Below are 23,013 nucleotides of genomic sequence, written 5' to 3' on the forward strand. Positions count from 1 at the left end.
GGGGGGATCACGTGAAGAAGACGTCAGCGGACGTGCTGCCTGGGCTCTCCGAAGGAGGGGCGCCGGGCGACCACCCACTGCTCGCGGTCGACAACCTGCACGTGGAGTTCCAGACCCGTGCCGGGGTCGTACGCGCGGTCAACGGGGTGAGCTACACCGTCGGCGCCGGCGAGACCCTCGCGGTGCTGGGCGAGTCGGGTTCCGGCAAGTCCGTGACCGCGCAGGCGATCATGGGCATTCTCGACATGCCGCCCGCGGTGATCCCCAAGGGGGAGATCCGCTTCAAGGGCACCGACCTGCTCAAGCTGTCGGAAGAGGCCCGCACGCAGGTGCGCGGCCAGCGGATCGCGATGATCTTCCAGGACGCGCTCTCCGCGCTCAACCCGGTGTTCACCGTGGGCTGGCAGATCAGCGAGATGTTCCGGGTGCACCGCGGCATGTCGAAGGCCGACGGGCTGAAGAAGGCCGTCGAGCTGATGGACCGCGTACGCATCCCGGCCGCCAGGCAGCGGGTCCACGACTATCCGCACCAGTTCTCCGGGGGCATGCGGCAGCGCATCATGATCGCCATGTCGATCGCGCTGGACCCCGAGGTGCTGATCGCGGACGAGCCGACCACGGCGCTCGACGTGACCGTCCAGGCGCAGATCATGGAGCTGCTGGCCGAGCTGCAGCGCGAGAGCCAGATGGGTCTCATCCTGATCACGCACGACCTGGGCGTGGTCGCCGACGTGGCCGACAAGATCGCCGTCATGTACGCGGGGCGCATCGTGGAGAACGCCCCCGTGCATGACATCTACAAGGGGCCCGCGCACCCGTACACGAAGGGGCTGCTGGAGTCGATCCCCCGGGTCGACCTCAAGGGCCACGAGCTGTACGCGATCAAGGGCCTGCCGCCCAACCTGCTCGACCTGCCGACGGGCTGCGCCTTCCACCCCCGGTGCCCGTACCGGCAGGACAACTGCGTGACCGACGCGCCACCGCTCCACGACGTCAGTGGCACGCGGAACAGCGCCTGCCACTACTGGAGGGAGGTCCTCGATGGCGAGCACCAGTGAGCGCATCCTCGAGGTGCGCGACCTGGTCAAGCACTTCCCGCTCACCCAGGGCATCGTGATCAAGAGGCAGATCGGCGCCATCAAGGCGGTCGACGGCGTCTCGTTCGACCTGCACAAGGGTGAGACGCTGGGCATCGTCGGCGAGTCGGGCTGTGGCAAGTCCACGCTCGCCAAGGTGCTCATGGCGCTGGAGCGGCCCACGTCGGGCTCGGTCAAGATCAACGGCCGGGACATCGCACACGCCAAGGGCGCCGAGCTCAAGCGGATGCGGCGCAACATCCAGATGGTGATGCAGGACCCCTACACCTCGCTGAACCCCCGGATGACCGTCGGCGACATCATCGGCGAGCCGTACGAGATCCACACCGAGGTGGCGCCCAAGGGCGACCGCCGCAAGAAGGTGCAGGAGCTGCTGGAGGTCGTGGGCCTCAACCCCGACCACATCAACCGCTACCCGCACCAGTTCTCCGGCGGTCAGCGGCAGCGCATCGGCATCGCCCGCGGGCTGGCGCTGCAGCCGGAGATCATCGTCTGCGACGAGCCGGTGTCGGCGCTCGACGTGTCGATCCAGGCGCAGGTCATCAACCTGCTGGAGCGGCTGCAGAACGAGTTCGACCTGGCCTACATCTTCATCGCCCACGACCTGTCGGTGGTGCGCCACATCTCCGACCGGGTCGGGGTGATGTACCTCGGCAAGTTCGTGGAGCTCGGCAAGGACACCGAGATCTACGACCGGCCGGCGCACCCGTACACGCAGGCGCTGCTGTCGGCGGTGCCGGTGCCCGACCCCGAGGGGCGGGAGCAGCGCGAGCGCATCATCCTCCAGGGTGACCCGCCCTCGCCGGCCAACCCGCCGTCGGGATGCCGGTTCCGTACGCGGTGCTGGAAGGCGCAGGAGATCTGCGCCGAGGAGGAGCCGTTGTTGCAGATCCGGCCCGGCACGGCGCACGAGAGCGCCTGCCACTTCGCCGAGACGCACGACGTGGTCCACGTCGGCTGAACCGGCCGCACGTGCGCAAGCCCTCCGAGCCCGGCTCGGGGGGCTTGCGCACGTTCAGAGGGTGGCGACCAGGGCGGAGCCGTGGCCGAACAGGCCCTGGTTGACGGCGAGGCCGACCCGGGGGTCCGGGACCTGACGCCGGCCCGCGCGCCCGCGCAGCTGGGTGACGAGCTCGCAGAGCTGGGCGATGGCCTGGGCGGGGATCGCCTCGCCGAACGAGGCCAGCCCGCCCGACGGGTTGACCGGGATGCGGCCGCCGAGGGCCGTCTCGCCGTCGCGCAGCAGCTTGTCGGCCTCTCCCGGCGGGCACAGGCCGGTGTCCTCCATCCAGTCGAGCTCCAGCGCCGTCGACAGGTCGTACACCTCCGCCAGGGAGACGTCCTCGGGGCCCACCCCGGCCTCCTCGTAGGCCGCGTACGCGATCGCAGCCCTGAACGGCTTCTCGGGCGGCGGAGCGGCGGCCCAGGAGTCGGTGGCGAAGTTCGGCAGTTCGAGGACGGTGCTGGGGAAGGACGGGGTGACGGTGGAGACTGCGGCCAGGCGCACGAAAGGGGTCGCGCCGCGGCGGCGGGCGTACTCCTCGGAGGCGAGCACCACGGCGGCGCCCCCGTCGGAGGTGGCGCAGATGTCCATCAGCCGCAGGGGGTCGGCGACCATGGGGGAGGCCAGCACCTCGTCCACGGTGACGGGTCTGCGGTAGCGGGCCATGGGATTGAGCGAGCCGGCCCGCGCGTTCTTGACCTTGACGGCGGCGAAGTCGGCCGGGGTCGAGCCGTGCACGGCCATGCGCCTGCGCGCGTAGAGGCCGAAGTACGCGGGGTTGGTGGCGCCGAGGAGGCGGAAGCGCAGCCAGTCGGGGTCGCCGGGCCGGTCGCCGCCCACCGGGGTGAAGAAACCCTTGGGGGTGGAGTCCGCGCCCACGACCAGGGCGACCTCGCACAGGCCCGCCAGGATGCGGGTGCGCGCGATGTCGACGGCCTGGGCGCCGGAGGCGCAGGCGGCGTAGCAGGAGGCGATCCTGGCGCCCGACCAGCCGAGCGCCTGGGCGTAGGTGGCGCCGGCGACGAAGCCGGGGTAGCCGTTCCTGATGGTGTCCGCGCCGACGAGGAAGTCCACGTCGGTCCAGGCGACGCCGGCGTCGCCGAGGGCCGCGCGGGCGGCCGCGACGCCGTACTCGACGAAGGGCCGGCCCCACTTGCCCCAGGGGTGCATGCCCGTGCCCAGCACCACGACGCTCATGACGCCCGCCGCCACATCCACACCTGCGGCCCGTCGGCCAGGGGGCCCGAGGTGAGCTCCAGTTCCATGCCGACCTCCAGGTCCTCCACCGTCAGGCCCTCGACCTGGCCGAGCACGACGATCCCGGCCTCCTCCAGCTCGACCGCGGCCAGGGTCACCGGCTCGTACGGCTCCGCCGCCACGTACGGCGGAGGCGGCGGGTAACAGGCGTTCGTGTACGACCAGACCCGCCCGCGTCCCGGCAGCCTGAGCTCCCGCAGGTCGGTGCCGCCGCAGCGAGGGTCGGGGCAGAGGCCGTGCCGCGGCGGGAAGCAGATCGTGCCGCAGCCGGCGCACCGGGTGCCGATGAGGCGGACGCCGTCGTGGTCGATGGCGAACCAGCCGTCGATGGCAAACGTCATAGCCGGAGTATCACACAAGCGCTTGCTAGGTTACACCCCTCCGCCGCCGCCGCTGCGTGACCAGCACCCGCGCCGACATCGCCGCCACCAGCACCACCATGCCCGCCACGACCGGCCCCCTGGAGGGCGGCGACGCCCCGCAGAAGTACCGCTCCGGCGCCGCCGCCCCCGACGTGGGCATGTCCAGCCGGGCGGCGGCCCGCAGCGCCCGCACCGCGTCGACCACCCCGTGCCCGTAGGCGCGGCTGTGGCCGTCGGCCGGCCGCTTCCTCGTGCCGAGCTCGATGGCCCGCCGCACGTGGTAGGGGGACAGGCTCGGGTGCGCCGACCTGACGAGGGCCGCGACGCCCGCCACCAGGGCCGCCGCCGAGCTGGTGCCGTCGCCGATCACGTACGAGCCGCGTTCGTCGGCCGTCACGATCTCCGTGCCCGGCGCGACCACGGAGACGTAGTCCTGCCGGTTGGAGAACCCGGCCACCGCGAGCCCCCGGTTCACGGCGCCGACGGCGATCACGCCGGGGTAGGCGGCGGGGAAGTTCTTCCTGTTGCCGGAGGCGCCGTCGTTGCCCGACGAGGCCACGAGCACGGCGCCCCTGGAGATCGCGTACTGGACGGCCTCCTCCTCCGGGGCCGAGCCCTCCCATGAGCCGCTGCCGCCGCCGAGCGACATGCTGATCACCGCGGCGCCGTGGTCGGCCGCGTAGCGGATGCCCCTGGCCAGCGCGTTGCGCCCGCCGTGACGTTGCTTCTCGCGCTGTGGGTCGCCGTTGTCCAGCGTGACCCTGACGGACAGCACCTTGGCCTTCGGCGCCACTCCGAGCACGCCGCCCTCGTGCTCGTCGCCGTGCCCGCGGCCGGCGATCAGGCTGGCCATGGCGGTGCCGTGGCGTCCCCACCGGTGGGGGCTCGCGTCCACGCCGGTCAGGTCGGGCCCCTGGATCACGGCGCCCGCCAGGTCGGGGTGGCGGGCGTTGACGCCCGTGTCGAGCACGGCCACGACGACGCCGGCGCCCTTGCTCGTACGCCAGGCCTGGGGCAGCCGCAACGCGCCGAGCTGCCACTGCCCGGCCCGCGCGACCCGGCCGACGTCGTCGGAGGCGCTCGGCGCGGCGGCGCCCAGCACCGTGCCCACTGCCAGCGCTGTCACCAGGGCCGGCACGAGGAGCCTGCTCATCGGGTCAGCGCCCGGTGCAGCGCCGTGACGAGCTGGTCCGCGGCGGCGCCCAGCCGCGGCTCGACCGCGTCACCCGGCTGGTACGCCCGCCCGTCGGCGTAGCCCGCGGCGGCCGCCACCACGTAGCGCCCGCCGGGCCGCAGGACCACCCCGGTGACGTACTGGCGGTCGCCGAACCGCTCGGCCGGGCCTCCGGGGAAGGCCACGGGCCGCACGGTCGCCGGCCGCCCGGCGCTGAAGGGGGTGAGCTGCGGGCCGTCGAGCACGGCGATGCCCACGGTGGCGACGTAGGTGCCGGTGCTGTCGGCGTACGTCGCGCGTAAGGCCGTGCGGCAACCGGGCCCCACGGCCGAGGGCTGGAACGCGGCCGGGCACGTGGCCTCGGGCGCGACCCCGGCCAGCACGTACGTGACCCGCGCCCCCGACGGGCTGACGCCCGGCACGGCGAAGGGGAAGACCCTGGTCACCGGATGGTGGTCGGGCACGGGAGGCTCGGGGGCGGGAAGGAGCGTGGACACCATCGACAGCAGGACAACAGGAAGCTGGTACACGTCGACCTCAAAGGGAGGGGGAGGGGACGTTTGACCCGCATTCTGACACGCGACCGCCGAGCCAACCCGACGCTTCAGTAAACAGACCGATACGCGGAGTAATTCCGTTCTGTGGCTTTCGCCCCTAAGAAAGAGGAGAAAGTCGGACATGGGCGCCGGGCGGAAGCCCCAGCCGCTGCGCCGCGTCCCCGCAGTTCACCGCGATCGCGACCAGCCCCGCCGAGTCCGCGAACGCCACCAGCTCACCCGGCGGCACCGCCGAGAACGTCTCCCGGTAGGGCAGCGAGAGCTGCCGCCGCCCCAGCCGCACCCCCAGCGTGTCGCCCACCCGCACGCCCAGCGCCTGCAGGTCGCGCGCCGCGATCGACAACTGCGTGTTGCCGTAGCGGTCGACCGAGACGACCTCGCCCTCGACCGAGCCCTCACGCAGCTGGGAGGTCGGCTCCGGCAGCGAGACCAGCCTGTCGACCGGGATCTGCGGCCCCAGCTCCGCCGTGCTCAGCCCGCCGTGGACCTTGGCGGCGACCGGCGCGAACACGTCGCGCCCCGGGAAGGTGGGCGAGACCGGCCGCAGGAAGTGCTCCTCGTTGCTGATCTCGTGGGCCGTCCGAGCGCCGCCGACGGCGTGCACGGCCCAAGACAACAGCCCGTTGTCGGGCCCGATGAACACCCGGCCGCCCGCCTCCACGGCCACCGCGCGCCTGGACGCGCCCGCCCCCGGGTCGACCGCGGCGATGTGGACGCCCGCGGGCAGGTAGGGGATGGTCTGGGCGAGCACGGCCGCGCCGCGCCGTACGTCGCCCGCCGGGATCAGATGGCACACGTCGATCACCCTGGCCTCGGGGGCGATCCCGGCGATCACGCCATGGCAGGCCGCCACGTAGCCGTCCTCGAGCCCGTAGTCCGTGAGCAGGGTGATTACTGAGGTCACATCTCGTGACTGTACGTCTGTCGAACCGCCATGAACAGCAGCGCGCCGCACATTACGATGGCCACGGGCCGTGTGCGTGCGACGTGACCGTCACACGCCCCTTCCGAGGAGGACACCATGGGAGCACCGCTCAGCGGTGACAATGCTGCCCAGGAGCCGTCCGGCCGGCAACCACTCTCACAACGCGATCATGAGCTCCTCGCCTTCGAACGCCAGTGGTGGCGCCACGCGGGCGCGAAGGAGCAGGCCATCAAGGAGACCTTCGGGTTCTCCGCCACCCGCTACTACCAGCTGCTCGGCGAGTTGATCGACAGGCCCGAGGCGCTCGAGCAGGACCCCATGCTGGTCAAGAGGCTGCGCAGGTTACGCTCCACCCGTCAGCGTGACCGCGCGGCCAGAAGGCTTGGCATGCGCCCCTGACCGGCTGGGTACGGCAGCCGCGTGAGGAACATCCCTGGAATGGAAGCGATTCTGAGCGATCCGGCGGGCGCCGTGATCGGGCTCGACTTCGACGGCACGCTGTCGCCGATCGTGCCCGATCCCGCCGAGGCCGTGATCCACCCGAAGGCGGCCGAGGTCCTCGCCGACCTGGGCGCCCACGTGCTCTCGGTGGTCATCGTGACCGGCAGGCCACCGGCCACCGTGCTGGAACTGGGGCCGGGGCTGAGCGACGTGCCGGGGCTGGTCGTGCTCGGACACTACGGGTTCGAACGCTGGGAGCACGGCCGCGTCTCCGCGCCCCCGCCCCCCGCCGGCGTGCCGCGCACCGAGGCCGAGCTGCCGTTGCTGCTCGACTCGCTGGGCGTCGAGGGCGTGACCGTCGAGGACAAGGGCCGCGCCGTGGCCGTGCACACCCGGCGCAGCCCCGACCCCGACGGCACCCTCGCCACGCTCCGCGAGCCGCTGGCCAAGCTGGCCGAGAAGCACGGGCTGGTGGTCGAGCCCGGCCGCTACGTGCTCGAACTGCGGCCGCCGGGCATGGACAAGGGCCAGGCGCTCAGCCTGTTCCTGTCCGAGCGGGCCGCGAGGTCCGTCCTGTTCGCCGGCGACGACCTCGGCGACCTGACCGCGTTCGACGCCGTCGAGGCGTCCAACCTGCCCGGGGTGACCGTGTGCAGCGGCTCCGCCGAGGTGACGGCGCTGGCCGAGCGGGCCGACATCGTGGTGGACGGCCCCGAGGGGGTCGTGGCCCTGCTCGGCGAGCTGGCGGCCGCGTTCAGCCGTTCTTAAGCGGTCGCTTCTATGGTCGGCGCATGTCGAAGCGCCATCTCGCCGTCGCGGCCGCGGTCGCGGCCACCGTACTCGCCGCACCGCTGCCCGCCGCGGCGGACTCCACGCGGCCGCTCAAGCTCAGGGGCGGCCTGACCCTTCTGCTGCCCGCCGCCTGGAAGGTCCACCGGGTCAAGCCCGGCTGGACCCGCGTGGTGACAGGGAAGTGCGCCGCGCCCAAGGCCGGCTACGGCACTCCAGGGTGCGACAGCTTCTGGATCCTCGGACCGAAGGCCATCCGGCAGGGCGATGAGCTCTTCAGGCCGTACACCGGGGCCTCGGCCTTCTACCCCGCCACCGACGTGCAGCGTTGCCCGCGCAACAGCAAGTGGGGGCAGACGCTCGGCGCGGCGAGGAAGAAGGGCCTGCGCCAGGTCGGGCCGGGCCACCGGGCCGCCTACCGCGAGTGGGCGGCCGCCTGCGTCTCGTACGCGAACGGCCGGGTGAGGTCGCGTTTCGTGCAGCGCGAGTGGTTTCTGCCGACGACCAAGGTGCTGGTCGTCGACCAGTGGAGCACACCGGGCCTGTCCGGCGTGCTCCAGCGTGCCCGCTGGAGCTGAGCCCTCAGTCCAGGGCGTGGAGCTGGGCCGCCAGCCACTTCGGCGGGGGCAGGGCGGTGGCCGCCGCGTGCAGCCTGTCGCGGCGCGCCCGCCGCTCCTCCTCCGGCATGACGAGCGCGTCGTGCAGGGCGGCGGCCGTGCCGCTGACGTCGTAGGGGTTGACGAGCAGCGCGTGGGGCCCCAGCTCGGCCGCCGCGCCCGCCTCACGCGACAACACCAGCGCGCACCGGGGCGAGAGCACGGGGCCCTCCTTGGCCACCAGGTTCATGCCGTCGCGGATGGGGTTGACCAGCAGCACGTCGGCCATCCGGTACGCGGCCAGCGAGCGCGGGTAGTCGTCGTTGACGTTGAGTATGAGGGGGTCCCAGTCCTCCGTGGCGTATTCGTCCTCGATCTGCTGGGCGCAGCGCTGCACCGACGCGGTGTATTCGCGATATTCGGGCAGGTCGTGCCGGCTCGGGTAGGCGAAGGCCAGGTGCACGACCTTCCCGTGCCACTCGGGGTGGGCGCCGAGGAACTCGCCGTAGGCGACCAGGCCGCGCACGATGTTCTTCGACAGCTCGGTGCGGTCGATGCGGACGATCAGCTTCCGGTCGCCGACCTGCTCCTTCAGCGCGGTCATGTGCGACTCGACGTCGGGCTCGCAGGCCCGCTCCCACAGGGCGGCGCCGTCGACGCCGAGGCTGTGCACGCCGATGCGGGTCGTCCTGCCGGCGTGGGTGACGCTGCGCCCGACGCGGTCGGCCTCCGCGCCCAGCAGCGCCTCGCAGCAGTCCATGAACGACTGCGCCCACCTGTCGGTGAGGAACCCGGCGTGATCGGCCCCCAGGATGCCTTCCAGGACCTCCGTCGCCACCTCGTCGGGCAGCAGCGAGAAGTATTCGGGCGGCGCCCACGGCGTGTGGCTGAAGTGGGCGATGCGCAGGTCGGGCCGCTCGGCCCGGAGCATCGCCGGGGTCAGCGTGAGGTGGTAGTCCTGGATCATCACCCTGGCCTCGTGGCCGGCCTCCTCGGCCAGGGCCAGCGCGAACGCGCCGTTGTAGTCGCGGTAGGACTCCCACTCGCGCCCGAACTTGGTGCCGAAGACGGGCGCGTTGGGGATGTCGTAGAGCAGGTGGTTGACGAACCACAGCGTGGAGTTGGCCACGGCGTTGTAGGCGCGGTGGAAGGTGGCGGGCGGGATGTCGAGCATGCGCAGCGGGCCGGTGTCGTAGCCGGCCTGGTCGATGCGGCCGCCGGGGGCCAGGCGCACCGCGCTGCGGTCACCGTCGGACAACGCCGCACAGACCCACAGGACTCCGTCGTCCTTGGCCACGCCGGACAATCCCGACACCAGGCCGCCCCCGCCGCGGCGCACGGTCAGCTCGCCGTCGTCGGAGACGGTGAAGGAGACAGGGCCGCGGTTGGAGGCCACCAGGATGTTGTTCACCGCGCCCGCTCCGGCCGCGCGGGCCGCCGGCAGGGCGGCGAGCTGGTGTGAGACCTCAAGGTGACTCCTTCCGGCTGGCGGGTCGGTGCAGACGGGACCACACTGATCATCGTGGTGAACGGCCCATCGGAAAAGGAAGGATGCCAACAAGGCTCCCTATGACCCTAGGATCCCAGGCATGGCGCTTGATGAGCTAACCGAGGAACTCGCCCGCTCGGCCGCGGCCGGAGACCACCGCGCTCTTGGTGAGCTGCTGCGGCGGATCGAGCCCGATGTGATGCGTCATTGCGCCCGCATCCTGCCCTACCACCAGGACGCCGAGGAGGCCTCCCAGGACACCCTGCTGGCGGTGGCGCGCAACATCGGGCGCTTCGAGGGACGGGCCAGGTTCAGCACCTGGCTGCACATCGTGACGGCCAACTGCGCGCGGACCACGTACCGATCGCTCAAGCGCAGGGCGGCCGAGCAGAGCTCCGACGAACTGCCGATGCAGAAGCCCGACGTGCGGCGCGTCAGCGTAATCGCGGGCTCGCGGCTCGACCTGCTCGACGCCATGGAGGCGCTGGAGGCCGACAAGCCGGACCTGGCGCAGGCGCTGGTCCTGCGCGACATCGTCCAGCTTGACTACAACGAGGTGGCCGACCAGCTCGGCATCCCGCTGGGCACCGCCAAGTCGCGCATCCACCAGGCGCGCAAATATGTCCAGGGCGTGCTGGGGGAGGACTATCGCTGAGATCGTGCGTCTCAAAGTGTGAGACGGAAGGATGTTTCCGCCACGTGGGCGGGTAGAGTCCGATTCGACAACTGAATATTGCTCATCCAGAGGGGTGGAGGGACCGGCCCTGCGAAGCCCCGGCAACCCTCCCGGCTTGTGACTCGCGACCTGGCGAGGCCGACCGGGACAAGGTGCCAATTCCGGTCTGTGGTCAAGGTGGCCGTAGACGAAGATGAGGGAAGGCCTCGCTTCATGTCGCTCGAATTTGGTCCCGCCGTCGGTCTGTCCTGCCGCGAGTGCGGCGCACGCTACCCGCTCGGCCCGAGCTTCGCCTGCCAGGAGTGTTTCGGGCCGCTCGAAGCGGCTTACGAGTTCGGCGCGGTGACCCGCGCGGCGATCGAGTCGGGACCCCCCAACATCTGGCGTTACCGGTCGCTGCTGCCCGTGCCGGCCGACGTCGCCGACAAGCCCAACATGAACCCCGGATGGACCAAGCTGGTCAGGGCCGGCAACCTCGGGCGGGCGCTCGGCATCAGGTCACTGCACGTCAAGGACGACTCGGGCAACCCCACCCACTCCTTCAAGGACCGCGTGGTCGCCATGGCCGTCGAGGCGGCCCGCAACTTCGGCTTCCACACGCTCTCCTGCTCCTCCACGGGCAACCTCGCGGGCGCCGTCACGGCCGCCGCCGCGCGGGCCGGGCTGGAGGCGTGCGTGTTCATCCCGGCCGACCTCGAACAGGCAAAGATCGCCATGGCCCGGGTCTTCGGCGGCCGGCTGATCGGCATCGAGGGCACCTACGACGACGTCAGCAGGTTCTGCTCCGAACTGATCGGCGACCCGCTCGGCGACAAGTGGGGGTTCGTCAACGTCAACCTGCGGCCCTACTACGCCGAGGGCTCCAAGACGCTCGCGTACGAGATCGCCGAGCAGCTCGGGTGGCGGCTGCCCGAGCAGATCATCGTCCCCATCGCCTCGGGCTCGCAGCTCACCAAGATCGACAAGGGCTTCAAGGAGCTGGTCGCGCTGGGGCTGGTCGAGGACACCCCGTACAAGATTTTCGGGGCGCAGGCGGCCGGGTGCTCGCCCGTGTCGACCGCCTACAAGGCCGGCCACGACGTGGTGCAGCCCGTACGGCCCGACACCATCGCCAAGTCGCTGGCCATCGGCAACCCCGCCGACGGCCCGTACGTGCTGGACATCGCGCGGCGGACCGGTGGAGGCGTCGAGGACGTCACGGACGACGAGATCGTGGCCGCCATCAAGCTCCTGGCCTCGACGGAGGGCGTCTTCGCCGAGACCGCGGGCGGCGTGACGGTGGGCGTGCTGAAGAAGCTCACCGAGACCGGGCAGCTCGACCCGGAGGCCGAGACCGTGGTCCTGAACACCGGCGACGGCCTCAAGACGCTCGACGCGATCAGCGGCGACGCCGCGCCCACGGCCGTCATCCGGCCCTCTCTCGACGCGTTCCGCGCGACTGTCTGACAACCACGAAAGGGCGAGTTCAACCATGAGCGTTTCTGTGCGGATTCCCACCATTCTGCGCACCTACACCGGGGGCAACGCGGAAGTCAGTGGCGAGGGCGCGACTCTTCGTGACGTGCTGGCCAAGCTGGACTCTGACTACCCGGGTATCGGCGCGAGAATTCTGGATGAATCGGGCAAGATTCGACGTTTCGTCAACGTTTATGTGGGGGAAGAGGACGTCCGATTCGCCCAGGGGTTGGACACTCCGGCGCCGGAGGGCACCCAGATCTCCATCATCCCCGCCGTCGCGGGCGGGTGAGTGCGGCAGATCACACTTCGGCGAAGGCGCCCCTTGTGGGCGCCTTCTTCTTTCCCCGCAATTCAACGTTGAACCAACGATGGGAGAAATGTGGTGTCTGCAGATTGACTCTGTTGCCCAACCCCTTGCCACAGGTATGGTCGAGGGCGATCGCCTGGCTGATTTTCTGTTAAGTCGGGCGATTACAGGTCTCGCGGAGGAATGGGCGAGATCTGGGAGCCCAGTAAGAGGAGTCGGAAGTGGCGCAGGGCACCGTCAAATGGTTCAACGCGGACAAGGGCTACGGCTTCATCGCGGTAGACGGTGGTAAGGATGTATTCGTCCATTACTCAGCGATCATGATGGACGGGTACCGCTCTCTCGAACAGGGACAGCGCGTCGAGTTCGAGATCACGCAGGGCCAGAAGGGGCCGCAGGCGGAGTCCGTCAGGACGGTCTGATTCACCGCACTGGTTGCACCGGCGGGATCGCGCGGCAGCGCAGTCCGTGTGAACCGCCACCTTTCTTTCGTCGACCCCTGGTACGGCGAGTCGTGTGCGCGAACCGCGGCCAGCGGTGCGTCCACGGGGCGGCTCGCCGGACAGACGACTGACCTGGGGGGAAGCATCGGCCGCAGGTGAGTTCGCTTGCACTCGGCAGGGTAGAGTGCTAAACAGTTCGTTGGCACTCTGTGCAGCAGAGTGCCAACAGGATCGGGGCGATGGGGTCCGCCGAAGGAGACGCTGACCCATGCCGTCGCGGGCGTCGGCTCGGTCCACGACAAGCCACCCTGCATCTGGGAGGTCTAGCCTTATGGCAGCCAAGATGATCGCGTTTGACGAGGACGCCCGGCGCGGTCTCGAGCGCGGTATGAACCAGCTCGCCGACGCCGTCAAGGTGACCCTGGGCCCCAAGGGGCGCAACGTCGTGCTGGAGAAGAAGTGGGGCGCTCCCACGATCACCAACGATGGTGTGTCCATCGCCAAGGAGATCGAGCTCGAGGACGCGTGGGAGAAGATCGGCGCGGAGCTGGTCAAGGAGGTCGCCAAGAAGACCGACGACGTCGCCGGTGACGGCACCACGACCGCCACCGTGCTCGCCCAGGCGCTGGTGCGTGAGGGCCTGCGCAACGTGGCCGCGGGCGCCAACCCGATGGCTCTGAAGAAGGGCATCGAGTCGGCCGTCGAGCGGGTCAGCGAGGAGCTGTCCAAGCTCGCCAAGGACGTGGAGACCAAGGAGCAGATCGCTTCGACCGCCTCCATCTCCGCCGCCGACCCTGAGATCGGCGCGCTCATCGCCGAGGCGATGGACAAGGTCGGCAAGGAAGGCGTCATCACCGTCGAGGAGAGCAACACCTTCGGCCTCGAGCTCGAGCTCACCGAGGGCATGCGCTTCGACAAGGGCATGACGTCGATGTACTTCGTCACCGACTCCGACCGCATGGAGGCCGTGCTCGAAGACCCCTACATCCTGATCGTCAACGGCAAGGTCTCCGCCAACAAGGACCTGCTGCCGCTGCTCGACAAGGTCGTGCAGTCCGGCAAGCCGCTGCTGATCATCGCCGAGGACGTCGAGGGCGAGGCCCTGGCGACCCTGGTGGTCAACAAGATCCGCGGCCTGTTCCGCTCCGTGGCCGTCAAGGCCCCGGGCTTCGGCGACCGCCGCAAGGCCATGCTCAACGACATCGCGATCCTGACCGGCGGTCAGGTCATCGCCGAGGAGGTCGGCCTCAAGCTCGAGACCGCCACCCTCGACCTGCTGGGCCGTGCCCGCAAGGTGGTCGTGACCAAGGACGAGACGACGATCGTCGACGGCGCCGGTGACGCCGAGCAGATCTCCGGCCGGGTCAACGAGATCCGCGCCGAGATCGAGCGCACCGACTCCGACTACGACCGCGAGAAGCTGCAGGAGCGGCTGGCCAAGCTGGCCGGCGGCGTGGCCGTCATCAAGGCGGGCGCGGCGACCGAGGTCGAGCTCAAGGAGCGCAAGCACCGCATCGAGGACGCCGTGCGCAACGCCAAGGCGGCCGTCGAGGAGGGCATCGTCCCCGGTGGTGGCGTGGCGCTGCTGCAGGCCGGCGCCAAGGCGTTCGACAAGCTGGAGCTCAACGGCGACGAGGCCACCGGCGCGGCGATCGTGAAGAAGGCTCTGGAGGAGCCGCTCAAGCAGATCGCGGTCAACGCCGGTCTCGAGGGCGGCGTCGTGGTCGAGCGCGTGCGCAACCTCACCCCGGGTGAGGGCCTCAACGCCGCGTCGGGCGAATACGTCAACATGTTCGACGCCGGCATTCTCGACCCGGCCAAGGTGACGCGGTCGGCGCTGCAGAACGCCGCCTCGATCGCGGCGCTCTTCCTGACCACCGAGGCCGTCATCGCCGAGAAGCCGGAGAAGACCCCGGCCGCTCCCGCCGGCATGCCCGGCGGCGGCGACATGGACTTCTAGGTCCTGTTCGCGGCGCACGTCCCCAAAAGAGCGGCCCGGTTTTTCCGGGCCGCTCTTGTTTTCGTTTCACTGCCATTACGTTTCGCAATTGAACTGCTACTTCGAGTGAGAAAGGGTTGTCTGCACATCGCCTCACCTCACAGAAGGAGCAGAGAAATGTTCTCCCGCAGCAAGCGTCTGCTGAGCGTCGCCGTTCTCGGTCTCGCCGCCGTCACCCTCACGGCCGTTCCCGCGCATGCCGTCAACGAACCGGGGGTCGTCGTCAGCGGCGCCGTGACCGAGGGGACACCGCTGTGCGAGCTACGGCGTTGGGTGCCGCTGCTCGGCAACCTCCAGCCGCTCGACGAGATCTGCCCCTAGAGCCCACAGAAAGGCGCCCCACCGACGCGGTGGGGCGCCTTCGTCGTCGTCAGACGCCGTAGTGGGGGATGAGGTGGCCGCGGGCCAGCGTGTTGGCGGTGATGTTGAAGCCCACCACGGCCGGGCTGGTGTCGCTGCCGAGACCGAGCGAGTCGACCCCCAGCGCGTGCACGGTGAAGACATAGCGGTGCGGGTCGCCGGGAGGCGGAGCGGCGCCGCCGTAGTCCTTGCTGCCGTAGTCGTTGCGGGCGTGCACCGCGCCCGCCGGCAGGCCCTTGAACTCCGGGGCCGTGCCCGCGCCCGTCGGCAGCTCGCTCACCGAGGTGGGGACGTCGAACAGCACCCAGTGCCAGAAGCCGCTGCCCGTGGGGGCATCGGGGTCGAAGCAGGTCACGGCGTAGGAGCGGGTCTCGGCCGGAGCGCCGGACCAGCGCAGGTGGGGCGAGAGGTTCTGGCCCGTCATGCCCCAGTCGTTGAAGACGTGGAGGTCGTTGAGCCGCTCACCGTCCTGGAGGTCGTCGCTCTCGACCACGAGCGCGGGAACCGACGGCAGGTGTTCATGGGGAAGGGGTGCTGGCACGGCATCCTCCTAGGTTGAGAGCTGCTTGCCCAGCCATCCTAGAAGCGGCCGTGCCGGACGCCCTGTCAGCTCGCCAGCTGTGGCGGCAGCGGCTTGTCGTGCAGGACCGTCAGCGAGGTCACCGCCCGGGTCAGGACCACGTAGAGCCTGGCCAGGCCGCGCGGCTCGGCCGCGACGATGTCGGCGGGCTCCACCACGACGACGTGGTCGTACTCCAGGCCCTTGGCGAGCGTCGCGGGCACGATCAGCAGGCGGTGCTCCTCGGCCGAGTCGGCGTCGAGAACGGCGTGGGGCAGGCCGTCGAGCGACTCGGAGACCACGGCCACCATCGCGTCGGGGACGATGACGCCGATCGAGCCCTCCTTGGCCAGGGCCTCCTCGGCGGCCTGCGCGACCGAGCCGCCCTCGCGCACCGTGAGCGAGCCCGCGCCCGGCCGCAGCGACTGCGGGGCGGCCAGGCTCGGGGCGATCGAGGGCAGCAGGCGGGCCGCGTAGTCGAGGACCTCCCTCGGCACGCGGAAGCCGAGCGTCAGCTCCGTGACCTCGCCCTCGGGCTGCCCCAGGTGGCCGAGGACCGACGTCCACGAACGGGTCGACCACGGGGTGGTGCCCTGGGCGAGGTCGCCGAGCACCGTGGCGGAGCCGTTGCGGCAGCGGCGGCCGAGGGCGCGCAATTGCATCTCCGACAGGTCCTGGGCCTCGTCGACCACCAGGTGGCCGAGCGACGGCGTACGTTCCATCAGGTCGCGCAGCTCGTCGAGGAGGGCGGCGTCGGCGGCCGACCATTTGGCCGACTTCCAGCTCCGGTACGGCTTCCGCCACAGGAGCAATTCCTGCTCTTCGGGCGACAAATCTGATTTAGCGGCCCGCGCCAGGAATTCGGAATCTGACAGCAGACGGTGGAGAATCTGTTCGGGTGTCAGTTTGGGCCAGACCGCGTCCACGAGTTGTTTCACCGGCTTGGAACGCGCCACCGCGTCCTGGACCCGGTCGTCGGGCGACTCGCCGCGCTGCTCCATGCGTACGAGGACCATGTGCGCCAGCCGCTGCGCCAGCGCCGCCCGGCCGGGGTTGTAACGGGTCGTGCCGCGCAGGGAGGCCACGATCTCGCGTACTTCGTAGTCGGCCACCCGGTGCCGGTAGGCGCCCTTGGTGTAGACGAGGCCCTCCTCCGGTTTCACGATGTGCAGCCAGAGGGCCCGGTCGAGCACCGCCGCCATCCTGGCGTCGCCCTTCACCGCGGCCACGGCCGGGTCCTCGGTCGCGGCGTGCTCCCCGAGCAGGCCCGACACGGTGGTCTGATCGACCTTGACCTCGCCGAGCGCGGGCAGCACCGAGGAGATGTAGGACAGGAACGCCCGGTTGGGGCCGACGATCATCACGCCCGACCTGGCCAGCCGCTCGCGGTGGGTGAACAGCAGGTAGGCGGCGCGGTGCAGGCCGACCGCGGTCTTCCCGGTGCCGGGGGCGCCCTGCACGCACACCGTCTGGGCGAGGGTGGAACGCACGATCTCGTCCTGGTCGGGCTGGATCGTGGCGACGATGTCACGCATCGGGCCGGTGCGGGGGCGTTCGATCTCCTGGGTCAGGATCTTGGACGGGCCGATCTCGACGCCCTCGCCGAGCGGTTCGTCCTCGAACGCGGTCAGCGCCCCGCCGTGGTAGCCGAAGCGGCGCCGGCGCACGATCCCCATGGGGTCGGCGGGACTGGCCTGGTAGAACGCGCGGGACACCGGCGCGCGCCAGTCGATGACCAGCGGCCGGCTGTGGCCGTCGTGCACGTGGCGGCGCCCGACGTAGATCGTGGCGGGCAGGGCGTCGGGCTCGTCGTCGTCCTGCGCGGTGGCGCGGTCGAGGCGGCCGAAGAACAGCGGGGTGTCGGGATGGTCGGCCAGCGCGGCCACCCGCTGGTCGAGCAGCGACTGGAGGATCTGCTGCGAGACCCAGTCGCCGGCCGCGTCGGACGAGAGCGACTGGGCGTGGACGCGCATGGCTTTGAGCGCGGCTCTGGACTCGGCCAGGTGAGCCTGCTCGGCGGCGAGCACGTCGGAGGGTATGTCGGGGGCCAGTTGGTGTGCGGGCATGCGAAAGCGCCTCCCTGGGGTGAACGACGGAGGTGGTTGAAGGCAGCGAACCCGACAGTTTAGTCGCCGCGATTCCCGGCTTCCAAAGCATTTAGCGCGTCGCGGCCTGGGTACGCATAGGTGGTGGTGCGGGTCCGGCTGCGTTTCTCGCCGATCATCCCCACGGTCGCGAGCTCTCTCCTGGCGGCGCTGTGGGGTCTGTCGGTGTTCGCGGGATGGGGGCTGCAGGCGTTCTGTGCGGGTGGCGAGTCGGTGGCCACGTGCTCGGAGCGGCTGGGCATGGTCGCCACGCTGTCGGGTGCGTTCGCGGTGGTCGCCGCGTGCTGCACCGTGGCGGCCTGGCTGCCGTGGGCGCGGCACGACCCGCGGACGTTCGGTCAGCTGATGGGCGCGGGGATGCTGTTCTGGATCGTCGCGGAGGGCGTGCTCTTCGTCGGCGGTCTGCTGGTCAGATAAGGGGCAGATCCGCTCTCATGGGATCAAGCTCGGAATACCGAAAAATTCGGGCATATCAGGTGGGTTTGTCGGATCATGGGGGTATGTCGCAGGCGGCGTGATAGTACGCAGGTGAGGGGGGTGGTTCGATTGTCTTCGACCCGCGGAGTCTCGTGGACGTGAAGCCACGCTGATGCCCGGCCGCTCGGGCGAGCGGCTGGGCATGACCGCCGGCATCCCCGTCACACACCGCCGAGCACGTCGTCGGCATCGATGATCTGATAGGCGTACCCCTGCTCGGCCAGGAACCGCTGCCGGTGCGCCGCGAACTCCTGGTCGACCGTGTCGCGGCTGACCACCGTGTAGAACCGGGCGCCCCCGCCGTCGGCCTTGGGCCGCAGCACCCGCCCGAGCCGCTGCGCCTCCTCCTGACGCGAGCCGAACGTCCCCGACACCTGGATCGCGATGGCCGCCTCCGGCAGGTCGATGGAGAAGTTGGCCACCTTCGACACCACCAGGACCTGAATCTCCTTGTCGCGGAAGGCCTGGTAGAGGCGCTCGCGCTCCTTGACCCGCGTCTCGCCCTTGATCACCGGCGCGTTGAGATGCTCGCCGAGCTCGTCGAGCTGGTCGATGTACTGGCCGATGACCAGCACCTGCTCGCCCAGATGACGGCGTACCAGCGCCTCGGTCACCTGCGTCTTGGACGGCGTGGTCGCGCAGAACCGGTAGCGCTCCTCCGACTCGGCCATCGCGTACGCCAGCCGCTCCTCGTCCGTGAGCGTCACCCGCACCTCGACGCAGTCGGCCGGCGCGATCCAGCCCTGGTTCTCCATCTCCTTCCACGGCGCGTCGTAACGCTTGGGACCGATCAGCGAGAACACGTCGCCCTCGCGGCCGTCCTCGCGCACCAGCGTGGCGGTCAGCCCCACCCGTCTGCGGGCCTGCAGGTCGGCGGTCATCCGGAAGATCGGGGCGGGCAGCAGGTGCACCTCGTCGTAGACGATCAGGCCCCAGTCGCGGGCGTCGAACAACTCCAGGTGGCTGTAGACGCCCTTCCGCCTGGTGGTCATCACCTGGTAGGTGGCGATGGTGACCGGGCGGATCTCCTTCTTCGTGCCGGAGTATTCGCCGATCTCGTCCTCGGTCAGCGACGTGCGCCTGAGCAGCTCGGTCTTCCACTGGTGGGCGGAGACGGTGTTGGTCACCAGGATCAGCGTGGTGGCCTGGGCGTGCGCCATCGCGGCCGCGCCGACGAGCGTCTTGCCCGCGCCGCACGGCAGCACGACCACGCCCGAGCCGCCGTGCCAGAAGGCGTCGGCGGCCTCCTGCTGGTAGGGGCGCAGCTTCCAGTCGTCCTGCCGCAACGTGATCGGATGCTGCTCGCCGTCGACGTAGCCGGCCAGGTCTTCGGCCGGCCAGCCGAGCTTGAGCAGGGCCTGCTTGACGTTGCCCCGGTCGCTCGGGTGCACGATCACGGAGTCGGGGCCGAGCCGCTCGCCCAGCATCGGCTGGATCTTCCTGGAGCGCAGCACCTCCTCCAGCACGGCCCGGTCGGTGGAGGTCAGCACCAGGCCGTTGGCCGGGTCCTTCTCCAGGCGCAGCCGGCCGTAGCGGGCCATGGTCTCGGCGATGTCGACCAGCAGGGCGTGGGGCACCGGATAGCGGCTGAAGCTGATCAGCGCGTCGATGACCTGCTCGGCGTCGTGCCCGGCCGCGCGGGCGTTCCACAACGCCAGCGGGGTGACGCGGTAGGTGTGCACGTGCTCGGGGGCGCGTTCGAGTTCGGCGAACGGCGCGATCGCCTTGCGGCACGCGTCGGCCCGCTCGTGGTCGACCTCGAGCAGCAGCGTCTTGTCCGATTGCACGATCAGCGGTCCATCGCTCACTGGCTTGTCTCCGTGGGGTTCGGTACGGGGGCCCGGCAGGACCATCGTCTCCTGATCCCGGCTCGGCCGCTCCAGTGTGCAACATTCAGGGCGCCCGGATTAGTCCGGACGCCCCTGGACGCGCCGCCGTTGTCGAAGCCGCCGTGTCAGAGCCGCAGTGCGGCTCCAGGCCGGCCTAATCGTCGAGGTAGCCGTTGAGGCCCAGGAACAGGAACGTGCCGACGCCCAGCACGAAGCCCGTGCCGAACAGGACCCAGCTCCAGATCACCATCGTGCGGGCGGTCTGCGGCTCGTTGCGCGACCTGCTCAGCGCCAGCCCCGCGAGGATGGCGCCCGGCAGGCCGAGGACGTTGCAGCAGGAGACGAGCGCGAGAAGGTTGAGCACGAGCGAGACGATCGCGTTGGCCATCGGGCCGTCGTTGCGCGGCGGCGGCGGATAACCGTAGCCATAGCCGTATTGTGGCGGAGGCTGGTCGCCGTAGGGCGCGCCGTACGGTTGGTACGGATAGCCCGACGGGTCTTCCTGGCTCATGTTCACCTCCAGACAGGTCAACAATTATCACGGAATTGAGGCGCGGCTGACCGCAGTTCGTGTACTCGGGTGCCGCCGTGACGGGTTCGCCGCCGTTCAGCCCAGCAGCGCGCGCAGCGCCTTGCGGTCGAGCTTGAGCACGCTCGTGACCGGGATCGAGTCGGCGAACCTCACCTCGCGCGGATATTTCACCCTGCCCACCCGGTCGCGGGCCCACGCGATCAGCTCCTCGGCCTCGACCTCGGCGCCCTGCCTGAGCTGCACGAACGCCACGACCTCCTCGCCGACGCGCGGATCCGGACGGCCGACGACGCCCGACATCACCACGTCGGGATGCTGGTCGAGCGCGTCCTCCACGTCGCGGGGGAACACGTTGAAGCCGCCGCGGATGATGAGGTCCTTCTTCCTGTCGACGACGTAGAGGTAGCCGTCGTCGTCCACGCAGCCGATGTCACCCGTACGCAGCTCCCCGCCGGTCAGCGCCGTGCCCTCGGGGTCGGGTTCGTGCTCGCCCCAGTAGCCGAGCATCAGCGACTCGCCGGAGACGCAGATCTCGCCGATGTCCCCGGTCTCCGCCGCCTCGCCCTCGTTGTCGCGGATGGTGATCGTGTAGCCGGGCAGCGGCAGGCCGACGCTGCCGGCCTTGCGCCGGCCCGGCGGGTTGAAGGTCGTCACGGCGCTGGTCTCGGTCAGCCCGTAGCCCTCCAGGATCTGCACGCCCGGCATCCTGCGCTCGAACTCCGCCAGCGTCTGCCTGCCGAGCGGCGCCGCTCCGCACGTGAGGAAGGCGAGGTCGGGCAGCGGGTGCGACTCCAGCGGCTCGGCGAGCAGCATCTGGATCATTGACGGTACGACGGTGCCGTACTGGACGCGCTGCTCGGCGGCCAGCGACAGGAACGCCTTCGGCTCGAACCAGCGCATGAGGACCGCCTGCTGCGGCTCGGTGGCGTGCATCGAGGCGACCGAGATGATCAGCCCGTACGCGTGGGACAGCGGCACGGGCATCAGCGCCCGGGTCTTGCCCTCCTGCCGGGACAGCTCATAGACGGCCTTGCCCACCTGCCACAGGCCCCGGTGGCTCAGCATGACGCCCTTGGCCTTGCCCGTGGTGCCGCCGGTGTACATGAGGGCGGCCAGGTCGCCGGGGTCCCTGCGTACGAGTCCCTGCTCGGGGGCCTGCTCCAGCTCGGCCGTGCCCACGAGGACCGGGATGTCGACGGCGGCGGCGCGTACGGTCTCCTTCAGCTCGGGCGAGGTGACGATCGCGCGGGCGCCGCTGTCGAGCAGGATGTGCCGCAGCTCCTCGGCGCCCACCAGGAACACCACCGGCGTCACCACCGCGCCCGCCGCCCACAACGCCTGGTAGACCAGCGGAACCTCGGGCGAGGTCGCCATCATCACGGCCACCCGGTCGCCCGGCCTGATGCCTGCCGCGACGAATCCCCCGCACACGCGGCGCGCGCGTACGGCGAGCGCATGACTGCGCAGCCACGTCCCCTCGTAGAAGATCGCGTCGTGGTCGTCGAAGCGGCTCCAGGACTCCTCGGCGAGTCCGCCCAGCGTCTGCTCGGTCACAGGCCCAACCTGATGCGAGTGAGGTTGCGCCGTCAACCCTTGATGTCGGGGCGTAGCCCCCTCGGACGGTCAATGCCGGTGATTGTCGCCGGCCCGTAAAACGATATGAAACCCCGTCCGGCGGCCATTTCCGTTTTCTGCTCGACCTCGCTCGCGGCATGGTGGAAGATCTAGGCGAAGGGAGTGGTCGACGTGTCCTCATAATGCCGGAAGGCCGCACGCAAGGCCAGGTCGCAGCGGTGTTGTTACGCTCCGTATTGCCTTCGTGGAAAAAGAAGAAAGTCTTTGAACATCAAACTTTTCTGTAGACAAGTTTCCAGTCAACCACCGAGGTGGCTTCGTGACCGACACGCCTGAACCAGGCGAGATCGTCGACACCATAACGCTCGGTCAGAGCGTCATCGCCGTCAATGACCGGCCCCGCGCCGCGGCCGATCCGGTCGAGCGAGATCTCAGCCGGCGAGAGGCCGACATCCTGCTCCGCTCCTACCGCGAGCCCGGCTGCTTCCCCGAGGCCGTGCGCCGCCTGTCCATGCGGCACCTGCTGGTTCTCGTGGGGGCGGAGGAGACCGGCAAACGATTAGGGGCCATCGCCCTGCTCTCGCGCATGTCGTTGGCCGAGAGCACGATCACGGTGCTGTCCCCGGCCGCCACCCCCCTCGACCTGCTCTCCGCCACCGACTACGGGCCCGGGCGGGCGTACGTGCTGCACGACTGGATGGCCCCCCGCGCCGAGCGCATCGAACTGGTCAACCTCGCCCGCAAGCTCGCCGAGCTGGGCTCGTACCTCGTCATCACCAGGAACGGCGTGCCCTCCCTGGCGGTCGAAGTGGAGCAGCCGTGGTGCGCCCCCGACCCCGGCGAGCTGTTCGACCTCTGCCTGAGCACCTACGGGGCCCGCGCGGGCACCGGAGCCGAGCAACTGGCCGCCGCCAGGAACCGGGCGCTCGCCCTGCCGACACCGGCCGAGGTGGTCCGCCTGGCCGCGGGGCTGGTCCGCGACGCGGAACCGGCGCGCTGATCG

The 23,013-nt window shown here is 70.3% G+C and carries 24 protein-coding genes and 1 riboswitch; of the genes, 13 read left to right on the forward strand and 11 right to left on the reverse strand.

What is annotated here, in order from left to right:
• Positions 1-11: 11 nt before the first annotated feature.
• Together E1295_RS12150 and E1295_RS12155 are read left to right on the forward strand one after the other, a co-directional pair.
• Positions 12-1,058, forward strand: a complete 1,047-nt coding sequence (locus tag E1295_RS12150) for an ABC transporter ATP-binding protein (RefSeq protein WP_132630356.1) — start codon at positions 12-14, stop codon at positions 1,056-1,058.
• Positions 1,042-2,058 carry an ABC transporter ATP-binding protein gene (locus tag E1295_RS12155; protein ID WP_132630357.1) on the forward strand — a complete coding sequence of 339 codons (1,017 nt, stop codon included), beginning with the start codon at positions 1,042-1,044 and terminating at the stop codon, positions 2,056-2,058. The genes E1295_RS12150 and E1295_RS12155 overlap by 17 nt, the downstream gene beginning before the upstream one ends.
• Before the next feature lie 54 nt (positions 2,059-2,112).
• Here the strand turns inward: E1295_RS12155 and E1295_RS12160 are convergent, their stop codons facing one another.
• The 5 genes from E1295_RS12160 to E1295_RS12180 form a co-directional block, all read right to left on the reverse strand.
• A complete protein-coding gene (locus E1295_RS12160; RefSeq protein WP_132630403.1) occupies positions 2,113-3,297 on the reverse strand; it encodes a lipid-transfer protein in 1,185 nt (394 codons plus the stop codon).
• On the reverse strand, positions 3,294-3,698 hold the full coding sequence (locus E1295_RS12165; RefSeq protein ID WP_132630358.1) for a Zn-ribbon domain-containing OB-fold protein: 405 nt from the start codon (positions 3,696-3,698) through the stop codon (positions 3,294-3,296). The genes E1295_RS12160 and E1295_RS12165 overlap by 4 nt, the downstream gene beginning before the upstream one ends.
• A gap of 25 nt (positions 3,699-3,723) precedes the next feature.
• On the reverse strand, positions 3,724-4,872 hold the full coding sequence (locus E1295_RS12170) for a S8 family serine peptidase (protein WP_132630359.1): 1,149 nt from the start codon (positions 4,870-4,872) through the stop codon (positions 3,724-3,726).
• Positions 4,869-5,393: a hypothetical protein gene (locus E1295_RS12175; RefSeq protein ID WP_220448671.1), complete on the reverse strand. Its 525-nt coding sequence runs from the start codon at positions 5,391-5,393 to the stop codon at positions 4,869-4,871. The genes E1295_RS12170 and E1295_RS12175 overlap by 4 nt, the downstream gene beginning before the upstream one ends.
• Before the next feature lie 154 nt (positions 5,394-5,547).
• Entirely contained in the window at positions 5,548-6,354 is an 807-nt protein-coding gene (locus tag E1295_RS12180) for an SAM hydrolase/SAM-dependent halogenase family protein (RefSeq protein ID WP_132630361.1), read from the reverse strand.
• Positions 6,355-6,471: 117 nt separating this feature from the next.
• Between E1295_RS12180 and E1295_RS12185 the strand changes: the two genes are divergently transcribed.
• From E1295_RS12185 to E1295_RS12195, 3 genes are read left to right on the forward strand one after another with little or no spacing between them, the layout of a single operon-like run.
• A complete protein-coding gene (locus E1295_RS12185; RefSeq protein WP_132331069.1) occupies positions 6,472-6,774 on the forward strand; it encodes a DUF3263 domain-containing protein in 303 nt (100 codons plus the stop codon).
• A gap of 39 nt (positions 6,775-6,813) precedes the next feature.
• On the forward strand, positions 6,814-7,584 hold the full coding sequence (gene otsB / locus E1295_RS12190; RefSeq protein WP_166427189.1) for a trehalose-phosphatase: 771 nt from the start codon (positions 6,814-6,816) through the stop codon (positions 7,582-7,584).
• A 23-nt stretch (positions 7,585-7,607) separates the two neighbouring features.
• Complete coding sequence (locus tag E1295_RS12195) at positions 7,608-8,183, forward strand: hypothetical protein (RefSeq protein WP_132630362.1); 576 nt, start codon at positions 7,608-7,610, stop codon at positions 8,181-8,183.
• A gap of 4 nt (positions 8,184-8,187) precedes the next feature.
• On the opposite strand, the gene E1295_RS12200 is transcribed toward E1295_RS12195, so the two are convergent.
• A complete protein-coding gene (locus tag E1295_RS12200) occupies positions 8,188-9,612 on the reverse strand; it encodes an alpha,alpha-trehalose-phosphate synthase (UDP-forming) (protein ID WP_132630363.1) in 1,425 nt (474 codons plus the stop codon).
• Positions 9,613-9,790: 178 nt separating this feature from the next.
• Between E1295_RS12200 and E1295_RS12205 the strand changes: the two genes are divergently transcribed.
• From E1295_RS12205 to E1295_RS12230, 6 genes are all read left to right on the forward strand, one after another.
• Positions 9,791-10,345: an RNA polymerase sigma factor gene (locus tag E1295_RS12205; protein ID WP_132331073.1), complete on the forward strand. Its 555-nt coding sequence runs from the start codon at positions 9,791-9,793 to the stop codon at positions 10,343-10,345.
• A gap of 79 nt (positions 10,346-10,424) precedes the next feature.
• A riboswitch (SAM riboswitch) is annotated at positions 10,425-10,566 on the forward strand.
• Between the two features lie 13 nt (positions 10,567-10,579).
• The gene (gene thrC / locus E1295_RS12210; RefSeq protein ID WP_132630364.1) at positions 10,580-11,812 is read left to right on the forward strand and encodes a threonine synthase; all 1,233 of its coding nucleotides are present in this window, start codon (positions 10,580-10,582) and stop codon (positions 11,810-11,812) included.
• A gap of 25 nt (positions 11,813-11,837) precedes the next feature.
• Positions 11,838-12,113 carry a MoaD/ThiS family protein gene (locus tag E1295_RS12215; RefSeq protein WP_132331077.1) on the forward strand — a complete coding sequence of 92 codons (276 nt, stop codon included), beginning with the start codon at positions 11,838-11,840 and terminating at the stop codon, positions 12,111-12,113.
• A gap of 239 nt (positions 12,114-12,352) precedes the next feature.
• The gene (locus E1295_RS12220; protein WP_106250594.1) at positions 12,353-12,553 is read left to right on the forward strand and encodes a cold-shock protein; all 201 of its coding nucleotides are present in this window, start codon (positions 12,353-12,355) and stop codon (positions 12,551-12,553) included.
• Between the two features lie 352 nt (positions 12,554-12,905).
• On the forward strand, positions 12,906-14,534 hold the full coding sequence (groL, locus tag E1295_RS12225) for a chaperonin GroEL (RefSeq protein ID WP_132630365.1): 1,629 nt from the start codon (positions 12,906-12,908) through the stop codon (positions 14,532-14,534).
• 156 nt (positions 14,535-14,690) lie between these two features.
• The gene (locus E1295_RS12230) at positions 14,691-14,894 is read left to right on the forward strand and encodes a hypothetical protein (RefSeq protein WP_132630366.1); all 204 of its coding nucleotides are present in this window, start codon (positions 14,691-14,693) and stop codon (positions 14,892-14,894) included.
• A gap of 49 nt (positions 14,895-14,943) precedes the next feature.
• Here E1295_RS12230 and E1295_RS12235 read toward each other — a convergent pair whose 3' ends face one another.
• Together E1295_RS12235 and E1295_RS12240 are read right to left on the reverse strand one after the other, a co-directional pair.
• Positions 14,944-15,474, reverse strand: a complete 531-nt coding sequence (locus E1295_RS12235) for a YbhB/YbcL family Raf kinase inhibitor-like protein (protein WP_166427190.1) — start codon at positions 15,472-15,474, stop codon at positions 14,944-14,946.
• Positions 15,475-15,539: 65 nt separating this feature from the next.
• Complete coding sequence (locus tag E1295_RS12240) at positions 15,540-17,558, reverse strand: HelD family protein (RefSeq protein WP_132630367.1); 2,019 nt, start codon at positions 17,556-17,558, stop codon at positions 15,540-15,542.
• Positions 17,559-17,678: 120 nt separating this feature from the next.
• Here E1295_RS12240 and E1295_RS12245 point away from each other — a divergent pair, with 120 nt between their 5' ends.
• Positions 17,679-18,014, forward strand: coding sequence for a hypothetical protein (locus tag E1295_RS12245; protein WP_132630368.1), 336 nt, complete (start codon positions 17,679-17,681; stop codon positions 18,012-18,014).
• A 221-nt stretch (positions 18,015-18,235) separates the two neighbouring features.
• Here the strand turns inward: E1295_RS12245 and E1295_RS12250 are convergent, their stop codons facing one another.
• From E1295_RS12250 to E1295_RS12260, 3 genes are all read right to left on the reverse strand, one after another.
• The gene (locus E1295_RS12250) at positions 18,236-19,882 is read right to left on the reverse strand and encodes a DNA repair helicase XPB (protein WP_246079993.1); all 1,647 of its coding nucleotides are present in this window, start codon (positions 19,880-19,882) and stop codon (positions 18,236-18,238) included.
• 175 nt (positions 19,883-20,057) lie between these two features.
• A complete protein-coding gene (locus tag E1295_RS49630; RefSeq protein ID WP_181957978.1) occupies positions 20,058-20,414 on the reverse strand; it encodes a DUF4190 domain-containing protein in 357 nt (118 codons plus the stop codon).
• Positions 20,415-20,510: 96 nt separating this feature from the next.
• Entirely contained in the window at positions 20,511-21,989 is a 1,479-nt protein-coding gene (locus E1295_RS12260; protein WP_132630370.1) for an AMP-binding protein, read from the reverse strand.
• Positions 21,990-22,329: 340 nt separating this feature from the next.
• Here E1295_RS12260 and E1295_RS12265 point away from each other — a divergent pair, with 340 nt between their 5' ends.
• Positions 22,330-23,010 carry a hypothetical protein gene (locus E1295_RS12265; protein WP_132630371.1) on the forward strand — a complete coding sequence of 227 codons (681 nt, stop codon included), beginning with the start codon at positions 22,330-22,332 and terminating at the stop codon, positions 23,008-23,010.
• The last annotated feature ends 3 nt before the right edge of the window (positions 23,011-23,013 follow it).

Origin of the sequence: Nonomuraea mesophila, assembly GCF_004352805.1 — a bacterium.
GTDB classification, from domain to species: domain Bacteria; phylum Actinomycetota; class Actinomycetes; order Streptosporangiales; family Streptosporangiaceae; genus Nonomuraea; species Nonomuraea longispora.